Genomic DNA, 11,264 nt, shown 5'->3' with positions numbered 1-11,264 from the left:
GCTGGCGAACCTGCCGCAGGATGCGGTCATAGACACGCACGTAATCCTCGGGGCTCTTGGCGGCCGCGGCAAGAGCGCGGCTTGCCATGAGGATGATCCTGCCGCCCTGCTCTTCGACGTAGGCGACCTGCTCTTCATAAGCGTGGGTCACATCGTCAATGCTCACATCCGGACCGGGGGGCAGATGGTCGGTGCCGGCCCCGTAGGCGATCAGCGCATCAGAGCGTTTGCGCGCTGCCGATTGGACATTGGCGATCAATTCCTTGGCGCCCGTCCAGTCAAGCCCCATGCCGCGTTGGGCCGTGTCCATCGCCTCGGCCACACCGAGGCCGAGATCCCACAGGTATTCGCGGAACGCAACGGTGCGCTCCCAGTCGATGTTGCGATCGAGCCAGGGATCGTTGTCGGCCAACGGATCGACCACCACGTGCGCGGCCGCAAAGGCGACGCGGTTGAAGGCGTGCCCGCCGGCCGGGCGTTCCGGTGCGGCAAGCGGTGTGTTGGCGACCGTGTAATCCTGCAGGGTACCGCCGGAAACGGGAAGACGAAGTGTCGCTGCCATGGTCGTCAGGCAACCTTGCGGACGGAGGAGTCGGCGAGCGAGGGAACATCAACCCAGCGGCGTTCCTTCCAGCTTTGGTTTGCCAGTTCGGCAAGTTGAACGCCCTTGGCGCCTTCGCGCAAGGTGAACTTCCACGGTGCATCCTCGACGACGTAGCGCAGGTAGTCTTCCCACTGCGCCTTGAAGCCGTTGTCGAACAGCTGGGTTTCCGGCACCTCGTCCCAAGTCTTGTAGAAGTCGATCGTCTGCGGCTGGTCAGGATTCCAGACCGGCTTCGGCGTATTGACGCGATGCTGGGTCCAGCACTTCGTCAGGCCGCACACGGCCGAGCCATGGGTGCCGTCGACCTGGAAGGTCACGAGGTCGTCACGACGCACGCGAACTGCCCAGGAGGAGTTAATATGGGCGACGATCCCCCCTTCGAGCTCGAAGGTCGAATAGGCCGCATCGTCGGCATCGGCCCGGTAAGTCTTTCCATTCTCGTCGACGCGACTTGGGATATGGGTGGATGCATAGCAGCTGACGGCCTTGACCTCGCCGAACAGGTTGTCGAGCACATAGCGCCAGTGCGGCAGCATATCGAGGATCATGCCGCCACCATCGGCCGCGCGATAGTTCCAGGAGGGGCGTTGCGCCTTCACGCCCCAATCACCCTCGAAGACCCAATAGCCAAATTCGCCGCGCACAGAGAGTATCTTGCCGAAGAAGCCGCTGTCCCTCAGCAATGCGATCTTGCGCAGACCCGGCAGGTAGAGCTTATCCTGCACGACGCCATTCTTGACGCCGCGCTGCTCGGCGAGCGTCGCAACGGAAAGCGCCTCCTCGAGCGTCTCGGAGATTGGCTTTTCGCAATAGACATGCTTGCCCGCCTCGATTGCCTTTTTCAGCAGCGCGACGCGCATTTGCGTCGAGCCCGCATCGAAGAAGATCTTGTTGTTCGGATCCGCAAGGGCGCGATCGAGATCAGTGGTCGTGCGCGTCAGGCCGTGCTTGCGGGCAATCGCTTCGATCTTGTCGGCGTTGCGTCCGACGAGGATCGGATCGGGCATCAGGTAGTCGCCGTTGGAAAGCTGGAGGCCCCCCTGCTCGCGGATTGCCAGAATGGACCGCACCAAATGCTGGTTATAGCCCATGCGGCCAGTGATCCCATGCATGACAATGCCAAGCGAAATCGTCGCCATCTGCGTCTTCCTCCCAAGTAAATAACTATTTAGTTACATAAGTGACATGCGCTCCCCATGCTGTCAACCCGGCCCAAGAAACACGGACTTGTCGTGGGACTGAATTCCCCGAAAGTCGCTTGCATGTCGTTGCAGCAATCCTGTAGCGCAATCCCTCGTTTCGCCCTGAACGTCGAACGCAAACCGCTGGATATCCGTGGCGGAACCCCTTATGCGGTAAGCTAGGTGATTGGTTTGAATTCCGGCAAGTCGAGTATATGAAGGCAATTTCTGGCACCAACCTAGAGCAGGCGAAATCGCACAACCGGCGTGTCGTGATCGAAGCGATCCGAACGAACGGGCCGTTGTCGCGGGCGGCACTGGCTCGGTTGACGGCACTCAGCACGCAGACGGTATCGAACATCGTCGAGGAGCTGGAAGGGTCTGAGTTACTGAAGGCGGAAGCGCCGCTAAAGGCAGCCCGTGGGCAGCCGATCACGCCCTACTCGATCAATCCGAACGGTGCCTATTCCATTGGTCTGGAGTTGGAGCGGGATCATGCAGTTGGCGTGCTGACCGATCTTTCGGGACGTGTCCGGGCCCGGATCGAGAAGGCCGTCGACAGACCAACGCCCGGCGAGGCGATGCCGATCCTTGCCGGTATCGCCGACGAGCTGCTACGGAGCTTCCGCTTCGATCGCGCCCGCTTGCTTGGTGCCGGCATTGCGATGCCGGGGCGTTACGCTGCCGAAGGCGTGACATCGCTCAGCCCCGTGACACTGCCTGGCTGGCAGGATTTTCCCGTGGCCCGGGAACTTGCCGGTCTTATCAGCGCGCCTGTCCTCATCGAAAACGACGCGACGGCCGCCGCGATTGGCGAGCGGCTCTATGGTGTTGCGCGCGGGCTAAGCAGCTTTGTCTACCTGTTTCTCGGCGGGGGCATTGGTGCTGGCATGTTTCTCGACGGCCATCTCTACAAGGGAAGCCGCAGCAATGCCGGCGAGATCGGCCATATGATCGTGGTCCCCAATGGTCTGGCCTGCGTGTGCGGCAAGCGTGGTTGTCTGGACCGCTACGTCTCGCTCGGCTCGGCCTACGAATATCTCGACATTCGTGATTTCGAACAGCACGATCCAGAAACTCTTGCCGCCCTTATCGAGAAAGGGAAGACTCGGATTGATGCCTGGGCAGAGGCTGCCGCCGAACCCATGCGTCAGACAATCGATTTTCTCGAACTGGCCTTCGACCCGCAGACGATCGTGCTTGGCGGTTCGATGCCTCCCTCGCTGCTGCAGCGCCTCGTTCGTCAACTCGAACCCTTGCATACGCCAGTGAATCCCGGGGCGGAGCGGAACCTGCCCCGCATTATGATCGGTGCGACTGGCAGAGACACGGCGATCTTGGGCGCTGCGGCACTGCCGATTTTTTCGGAAACGAACCCGCAGTTCGATGTCCTTCAAAAGCCTCTAGGCTGATAACCTCACGGATAGGCGTAGAGGACCGGCATCAGTCCCGAGACCGCCTTGAAGCGCTCCCAGGATTTGTCGACCGGTTTCGTCCAGGCGCTCTCGGCAAGAGCCGAGATCCGCGGAAACACCAGGCGGTCGAAGACGGCACGATCGGTCATCGGTTCCGACCAGATGCAGGCCTGGATGCCGCGCAGCTTCTTCTTCTGCTCGTCGCTCCAGCCTTCCACCGGATCGAAATTGTAAAGCTTCTCCGGCTCCGACCACCCGGCCCAGCTGGCGCCCGGCTCATCCCAATCGGGACTGTTGGCCATGTCGAGGTAGTAAACCTGCCCAGGGCAGACGACCATTTCGTAGCCTTGACCGGCGAGCGCTGCCGAGACTTCGACGCTTCGCCAGCCGCAGAGATAGCTTTTTGCCTTGTCGATGACGTTGCCATGCGCGGCCTCCTCCCATCCGCCGGTAATGCAGCCTTGCTCGGCAAGAAACGTCTGGATCCGCGCGAGGAACAAAGATTGCAAAACGGCGGCCCCAGAGCCGTCGATATCGTCGGCGCCGTGCGTATTGGTGATCACGTTGAGGCGCTTGGCATGCGCGTCGGCAATGGCGTCTCCGCCGATCTGGCGCAGTCGCGCCAAGGCTTCCGGCGAGCCCGACCAGGCGCCAAGGGGCACCTCGTCGGCGCCGATATGGATCGTCTTGAAGGGGAAGAGTTCGATCAGCTCGCGGAAGATGGTTTCCAGAACCTCATAGGTCTTCTCGCGGGCCGGGTTCACGCAGTTATCAGGGAAGCCCTGGACCGAATAGTAGCTTCCGGCTTCCTGCGGGTCGCGAAGTTCCGGGATCGCCTGCTGCATGGCATAGCAATGTCCAGGGACGTCGATCTCCGGCACGACCTCGATGCCGAGCGCCTTGGCGTGTGCTACGATCTCGCGAACCGCAGCCTTGGTGTAATAACCGCCGGTGCGGGCTGCGCCGGAACCGAGCAGCGGCGGAATGGCAAGGCCATGTCCGCGCCAGGCGCTGACCTCGGTCAGGGCTGGATAGGCGTCGATTTCGACGCGCCAGGCCTCGTCGTCCGAAAGGTGCCAATGAAAGCGGTTGACCTTGTTCCAGGCGAGGATACTGAGCAACTTCTTGATTTCGGCCGTGCCATAGAACTGTCGGGCGACGTCGAGATGCAAGCCCCGCCATCCCATGGATGGCTCGTCGCGGATCTCGCCTTCAGCTGGGAAGCGGAATGCCTGCGGATAAAGGTGCGCGCCGCGCCAAATCTGCCCCAGAGTGATCAGGCCGTAGAGCAAGCCCGTTTGCGTGCTGGCGGAAATGCGAACGATATCGCCGGCGAAGGAAACGCCATAGGCCTCCGTCGCGAAGCCGTCGATCACATCAAGCATGACAGGCATTCCGCCTTCGGAGGCAGGACGAACAATTCCCTCGACGGCAAAGAGCTGTTCGACAAGGTCGGTAAAGGCAGCCGCTGCGGCAATGGCCTGGGGATTGCTGGCGTTGAGCGCGAACCCCGAAGGGACCGAACGCTTGCCCGACACCGACACCTCGTGCGGCCACGGCACGATCGCAACAGGCACCGGTGGATTGGCCGGCACGGGATAGATTTCTGCGCCACGCTTCAATGGCGCATTGTTGGCGAGCGATCGGGTCGGCTCCACCGATAGCGCAAGCGTGCTGCCGTTGGCAAACGCCACATAGGCGCCGGTTGCCCCATCCGTCCAATGTTGAAATGGCCAGCTGAGGGAGGAGATGGTCAACGTCCATGTCTTGCCGGACTCAAGCTCGAAATTTTCGGGCGGCAGAAATTCAGTGAAGTTCGATAGCCGGCGACCGATCGTGCCACCCTCGATCTGAACCGCTGGATCGACCCGTCCCGGTCCGCTGATGCAGAGCGTGAAATCGGCAATCGACTTCGACGAAAGGTTCTTGAGTGTGAGCGTGTAGGCCTGGGCTCGTTCTTCCGAAGCGGGCAGCCATGAGCTTTCGAGCCGCAGGGCGGGTTGGCGCTGTATCGACATGATCATCTCTTGATAGCGTTGCGGGGGATTAGGTTCTGAGCATTCCGGCATAGACGCCGGGAGCGGAATTGGGGATCGGCATGGCGCCCACCGCCTTCTCGTAGAAGGCGGCAGGCCCGACATCGCCTATGATGGCGTATCCGTAGCCCATGGTTCTGAGATCGAAGAGGCTGGCAAGCAGCAAGGCATGTCCGATCCCCAGCCCGCGCGATCCTTGCTCGACGCCGGTCGGTCCAAAAAAGCTGCGCGCAATGGATTCATGGCAGGCAAAGCCGACCAGGTGCTGGTCACGGATTGCGATAAAGCAGGTTGGTGGCTGGCGGGTCAGTGCGACTGCCGTTTCGCTCGCCCAGCCGTCGCCAAATTCCTCAGCGACCCATTTGGTCACGAGTTTGGCTTCCGGTGCGAGGGGGCGCCGGATCGTCACGCCAAGATCCTTCATCCTGGCGGTGAGATCGGCATTCGGCTCGAGGACTGATAGATTGACGAGATAGTCCAAGGTTGCCTCCCTTAGTTCGATGCAGCAAGTGGGCGGATGAAATGGTTTGGTCCGACCTGTTCGACGGCCGTCGACGGCGGCCGGCTCAGGGCACGGACCTTTTCGGCCTGCTCGAGAAAGCGAGCACTTCCTCCGGTGACGAACGGCTTGCCGCCATCGGGTACGGCCGACAGCAGCAGTTGCGTGTATCGGTGCCGTGGATTGCTGATGACCGCGTTCGTATTCCCCCACTCGACCATTTGACCGGCAAACATGACGACAATTTCCTCAGCGACATGCGCGGCCGTCGCTATGTCGTGTGTGATGTAGAGAAGCGCGAGGTTCTTTTCACGCTTGATGCGCGCAAGAAGCTCGAGAATTCCCATGCGGATCGACACGTCGAGCATGGAGGTTGGTTCGTCCGCCACAAGCACGCCCGGCTGTACCGCGAGGGCACGCGCAATATTGACGCGTTGCCGCTGGCCGCCAGAGAGCTCGTGCGGAAATTTCCGTTTTGTGAGTGCAGGATCAAGTCCGACATCGGCAAGGAGCGTCGAGACAGCATCCGACAGGGCTGCCTTGCCCTCGGCGTGCTTGTGCAGGATGAGCGGTCGCGACAGGTGGTGCTCGATCGAAAAGACGGGATTGAGCGACGAGAATGGATCCTGAAACACCATCTGGACCTCCCGCCGGTAAGCGCGCTCATCCGCAACGGGGCCGACATCGGTGAAATCGCGTCCCCTGAACCAAAGCTTGCCTGTCGTCGGCTGATCCATGCGCGCGATGATGCGGGCGCACGTGGTCTTGCCGCAGCCAGACTCCCCGACAAGCGCAAGAGCCCTGCCGGGATTGAGCGATAGCGAGATCCCGCGCAAAGCGTGAACAGGGCCGAAGCGGCGTTCGATATCGGTCAGACGGATCACCGGCTCGGACAAAGCCGTAGACAGTTGAGGGCTCGTGCTCATGCGATCGCTCCCGCCAGGTGCCGGCCCGGGAGCTGCGGTATGGCGTTCCATAGTTTGCGGGTATAGTCGTGAACCGGCGCCTGGCTAACCTGCCTGACGTCACCGACCTCGACGAGTTCGCCTTTCAGCATGACCCCGATCCGGTGGCAAAGCTGTGCCATCAGGTGCAGGTCGTGGGTGATGAACAGTACCGAGAAGCCGTAGGTTCGCTGCAGGTCGATGACCTGCTCGAGGATTTCCCGCTGCACGACGACGTCGAGCGCGGTCGTCGGCTCGTCCATGATGATCAGTTCCGGCCTCAGCGCCAGGCAGATGGCAATGACGATTCGCTGCCGCATGCCGCCGCTGAACTGGTGCGGATAGTCGGAAAGGCGGCTGGTCGGAATACCAACCAGCCTGAACATCGCTTCGGCCTGTTGGCGCGACTGGTTTTTCGAGCAACCCGTGTGTCGATGCAGCACGTCATGAAACTGTGCATCGATGCGCATCAGCGGGTTCAGCGAGTTCATGGCGCTCTGGAAGACCATGCCGACGCGTTTCCAGCGGATCTTCTGCATCTCCACCTGGGGCAACTGCAAAAGGTTCTGCCCGTCCAGAAGGATTTCGCCGCTGGCGACCCAGGCCGGCGGTTTCGACAGGCGCGTGATGGCATAGGCGATTGTGCTTTTTCCGCAGCCGGACTCGCCGGCAAGGCCGAACAGCTCGCCTCGGCCGATGCTGAAGGACACATCCTTCACTGCTCGGAACTCGCCCTTGTCGAGCAGATAGTCGACGTTGAGGTTGCGGATCTCAAGGAGATCATTGCTCATCTGGCAGTCTCCAGATTGCGATTGCGTGCACGATTGAGCCTGAGCCAGCGGCTGAGTGCCGGGCCGGAGCGAAGCTGCGGATTGGCGATCTCGTCAAAGGTGAAGTTGACAAGCGCCAGGCCGAGGCCAATCAGCGCGATGCCGGCGGCCGGCGCTCCGATATCCCACCACGCGCCAAGGATGATCGCCGACGAGTTCTGCGCGTTGTAGAGCATGGTTCCCCAGCTCACCTGCAAGGGGTCGCCGAAGCCGAGATATTCCAGTGTCGTCTGTGCGACGATGGCGTAGATGATGCTGCCGACGAGGTTGATGCCGATAAGCGGCAGCAGGTTCGGCAGGAGCTCCACGAAGACGATACGCCAGCCCGGTTCGCCGATCATTCGCGCAGCCGTGACGAAATCACGGGTCCGCAGCGCAAGCGTTTGCGATCGGGTCATACGCGCTCCCCAGGGCCAGGAAGTCAGAGCGATGATTGCCATGATCGCGAGCGGCCCGACGGTGCCGGCAAACGATGCAAGCAGGATGAGAAGCGGTATGTTCGGTATGACAAGGACGGCATTCGTTGCGAGGTCGAGTGCGGCGTCCGTGCGGCCGCCGACATAGCCGGCAATCAGGCCGATCACCGTGCCAAGAAGCGTGATGGCGATGCCTGTCGCAAAACCGACTGCGATCGATGTGCGCGCGCCCCAGACGAACTGCGTGTAGACATCACGGCCCATCTTCGTCGTGCCCATGACATGCTCGATAGTGGGCGGCTGATGCGACCGGCCAACACGTGCGCTCGGGTTCGCCGGTGCAATGACCGGCGCCAGGATCGCCATCAGGCAAAGTGCCAAGATGATGACGAGACCGACGATCGCCTTGCGCTGCTGGCGGATCAGTTTCAGTGCAGCATTCATTCGGCGGCCTCCCGCAATCTGGGGTCAACGAGACCATAAATGATGTCGACGAGGAGGTTGGCTCCGAGCGTTGCCAGCGTCATTAACAGCAGCTGCCCCTGGATGACGGGATAGTCGCGGGCGACGCTTGCGGTAAACAAGGTCAGGCCTAGACCCGGATAGTTGAAGACGATCTCGGTAACGATCGATCCGCCGAAGACGGCGCCGAGCATCAGCGCGAGGTTCGTCAGCACCGGGAGCATGGCGTTTCTTGCACCGTAACCGAACATCACAGTCATCGAGGTCAATCCCTTGGCACGACCCATGGTGACGTAGTCTTCGCCAAGCACGGAGATCATCGACGATCGCATCGTCGTCTGGAATTCCCCGATGAGATAAGGCGACAGTGTCAGCACCGGCATGATCGCGTGAAAGAAGACGCTTCCGACGAACCCGAAATTCAATCCGGGGTCCAGGCCTGGATCGTAGGCATAGCCGACGGGAAACCAGCGGAGCGACACGCCGAACACGAAGAGCGTCGTCAGTGCGACGATCACCGGTGGAACGGCGATCATGACGACCGATAGGGGTGAAACGATCGTGTCGAAACGGCCGCCGCGCCGCCACGCGGCCACCGCGCCAAGCGTCACGCCGATTAGCAAGGAAAACAGGATCGCCGTGATGACGAGGAAGGCGGTCCACAGGGTCGAGCGAGCGAGCACCTCGACGACGGTCTGCGGATAATATTTCACCGAAACCCCGAGATCGAGTGTTGCCAACCCTTTCAGATAGTCAACGAATTGGGCGGTGATCGGCGCATTGATCGCCCCGAAGCGCGCCTTTATCGCTTCGATCGCGGCGGGTGTGGCGCGAGAGCCGAGCTGGGCGATCATCGCGTCGACGGGGGTCCCCGGCATCAGCCGGGGAACCGTGAAGTTCATGACAATCGCAAACACCAGCGCGATCGCGTAGACGCCAAGGCGTCGAGAGGAAATATGCATCCTGTCGCTTCCCTAGCCGAGCTTATTGCACGGGCTTCAGACGCAGCAGGTGCACGAGACGCATACGGTTGTTGTCATGGTTTTCCGGGTTCATGACGGGTTCCTTGTCCGTCACCCAGCCGGTGAAGCGCTTGGTCGAATACTGATACCATGTGGGGCCGTTGAACACCGGCACCATCGGCATGTCGTCCGCGACGATCACCTGGATCTCATCGAAGAGCTTCCGGCGTCCATCATCGCTCGTTGCCTTGCGGTAGGCGTTGAACGCCTCGTCCAGCTTCGGATTGGAGTAGCGCGTCGCCGCGCTCGTGATGCGACCGGCAAAGGCCGTCGACATCGACTGGTAGTAGCCGCGGAAGGGTGTCGAGCCGTCGGCGCGGGAATTCAAGGCGACATCGAAGCTGCCGTCGAGCAACTGCTTCTGCCACTGCTCGTACTCCGGCGTTGCCACCGATACGTTGAAGCCGGCCGCACGCAGCCCTTCCGCGGCAATCTGCGCATCGTCGATCCAATCGGTCCAGCCGTTGGGGATGATGATCGTGAAGGCGATCGGTTGCCCGCCCGGCGTCGTCCGGAAGTTGTCGGCGCCCTTCTTGTAGCCGGCGTCGTCGAGCACCTTGTTTGCCTTGTCGACATCATAGGCCATCCACTCGTCGGCGGCACCTTCAGCTGCCTTGTTGCGCCAGGCTTCGAAGCGCGGCGGCAGGCCGCTTGCATGCTGGCTGGCGACCGGATAGCCGAAGCCCGCGACATCGACCATCGAAGCGCGATCCATGGCGAGGCTGAAGGCGCGGCGGAAATTGAGATCATTGAAAGCCTGAGCGTTTGCGGCATTGCCGGTCTTCAGGTTCATCTGGAACGCAACGGTTTCGGCCGGCGGCTGCCAATAGCCGTTGTTCTTGGGATCCAGCGCCACGAATGTCTTGTCGATCTGTGGCAGGAACGAACCGATCCAGTCCATCGTGCCTTCCGGCAGTAGTGCCAGCATCTGATCATTGCCCGATATCTGCGGGAGTTTCAGGCAATCGACATGCAGCGAGGCTGCATCCCAATAGTTCGGATTGCGGCACTGTTCGTAGACTTGTGGCGTGAAACGGCGGATCTCGGTCATCGGGCCGGAGCCGACCGGGTTCTCGTTCTTGAAGGCGACCGGATCGGCGACGTCCTTCCAGACGTGTTCCGGCACGACAGGGAAATCGGCAAGCGATTCGGGGAACTCGGTATTGACGTCCTTGAGGTTGATCTTGACTTCGCGTGGCGACGGCGCCTCGACCGACGCGACTGTCTCACCGACGCCGACGGTATCGGTCGCCGGGTTCTTGAGCATCAGTTCCAGCGTGTACTTGACGTCCGCTGACGTTAACGGCTGGCCGTCCGACCATTTGACGCCATCGCGCAAGACATAGGTGATCGACTTGAGGTCGTCGGAAAACCTGTAGCTTCTAGCCAGCCGGAAAATGGGTTTGCCGCCGTCATCGGCATTGAAGATCACCAGCGGCTCGTAGATGAAATCCATCGTGCTCTGGCGTCGGCCTGCGAGGTCGAAGGGATTGAAATTCCTGACCCAGCTCGTCTGCTCCTCGATATGCATCGACAGCGTTGTCTCAGCGTTCGCCGGCGTTGCGAGGACGCCTCCGCTGGTCATGAAAGAGACTGCGAGGCCAGTCGCAGACAAAAGGATAGCGCGGCGCGAAAACGCGCAATAATGCCTTGTTTTCATGGTCTTAAGTTCCCTCGTTTGAGCTTGATTTGATTTAGTCAATCAATTTGATTTAATCAAACTACGATTTTTCGCATCGGTCAATCCGAGGCGCGGAAAATTATTCGCGGGAACCACGAGTGGCGGTGGAATGCGCTAAAGAATGGAGGAAGAAGGCGTGTGGAGGGTTGCCACAGGCAAGCGTGAACGATGCTT

At 60.9% G+C, this 11,264-nt stretch carries 10 protein-coding genes; 1 reads left to right on the top strand and 9 read right to left on the bottom strand.

Annotated elements, in window-relative coordinates:
* Positions 1-562 (bottom strand): DUF993 family protein (locus tag PMI09_RS15135; RefSeq protein WP_007795562.1); only part of this gene is annotated, 562 nt, incomplete at its 3' end.
* A 5-nt stretch (positions 563-567) separates the two neighbouring features.
* Complete coding sequence (locus PMI09_RS15130; protein WP_007795560.1) at positions 568-1,743, bottom strand: Gfo/Idh/MocA family protein; 1,176 nt, start codon at positions 1,741-1,743, stop codon at positions 568-570.
* A gap of 257 nt (positions 1,744-2,000) precedes the next feature.
* Here PMI09_RS15130 and PMI09_RS15125 point away from each other — a divergent pair, with 257 nt between their 5' ends.
* Complete coding sequence (locus tag PMI09_RS15125; protein WP_007795557.1) at positions 2,001-3,197, top strand: ROK family transcriptional regulator; 1,197 nt, start codon at positions 2,001-2,003, stop codon at positions 3,195-3,197.
* 5 nt (positions 3,198-3,202) lie between these two features.
* Here the strand turns inward: PMI09_RS15125 and PMI09_RS15120 are convergent, their stop codons facing one another.
* From PMI09_RS15120 to PMI09_RS15090, 7 genes are read right to left on the bottom strand one after another with little or no spacing between them, the layout of a single operon-like run.
* Positions 3,203-5,224, bottom strand: coding sequence for a beta-N-acetylhexosaminidase (locus tag PMI09_RS15120; protein WP_193385400.1), 2,022 nt, complete (start codon positions 5,222-5,224; stop codon positions 3,203-3,205).
* 22 nt (positions 5,225-5,246) lie between these two features.
* Positions 5,247-5,717 (bottom strand): GNAT family N-acetyltransferase, encoded by a 471-nt coding sequence (locus tag PMI09_RS15115; protein WP_007795549.1) that lies wholly within the window; start codon positions 5,715-5,717, stop codon positions 5,247-5,249.
* An 11-nt stretch (positions 5,718-5,728) separates the two neighbouring features.
* Positions 5,729-6,661, bottom strand: a complete 933-nt coding sequence (locus tag PMI09_RS15110; RefSeq protein WP_007795545.1) for an ABC transporter ATP-binding protein — start codon at positions 6,659-6,661, stop codon at positions 5,729-5,731.
* Positions 6,658-7,470 carry an ABC transporter ATP-binding protein gene (locus PMI09_RS15105; RefSeq protein ID WP_007795542.1) on the bottom strand — a complete coding sequence of 271 codons (813 nt, stop codon included), beginning with the start codon at positions 7,468-7,470 and terminating at the stop codon, positions 6,658-6,660. The genes PMI09_RS15110 and PMI09_RS15105 overlap by 4 nt, the downstream gene beginning before the upstream one ends.
* On the bottom strand, positions 7,467-8,369 hold the full coding sequence (locus tag PMI09_RS15100; RefSeq protein ID WP_007795539.1) for an ABC transporter permease: 903 nt from the start codon (positions 8,367-8,369) through the stop codon (positions 7,467-7,469). Before PMI09_RS15100 ends, PMI09_RS15105 begins: the two co-directional genes overlap by 4 nt.
* Positions 8,366-9,349, bottom strand: coding sequence for an ABC transporter permease (locus tag PMI09_RS15095; RefSeq protein WP_007795535.1), 984 nt, complete (start codon positions 9,347-9,349; stop codon positions 8,366-8,368). Before PMI09_RS15095 ends, PMI09_RS15100 begins: the two co-directional genes overlap by 4 nt.
* Positions 9,350-9,371: 22 nt before the next feature.
* Complete coding sequence (locus PMI09_RS15090) at positions 9,372-11,069, bottom strand: ABC transporter substrate-binding protein (RefSeq protein WP_007795532.1); 1,698 nt, start codon at positions 11,067-11,069, stop codon at positions 9,372-9,374.
* Positions 11,070-11,264 lie beyond the last annotated feature (195 nt).

This window comes from Rhizobium sp. CF122 (assembly GCF_000282035.1).
Taxonomy (GTDB): Bacteria; Pseudomonadota; Alphaproteobacteria; order Rhizobiales; family Rhizobiaceae; genus Rhizobium.
This window is presented reverse-complemented; position numbering and strand designations above follow the sequence as displayed.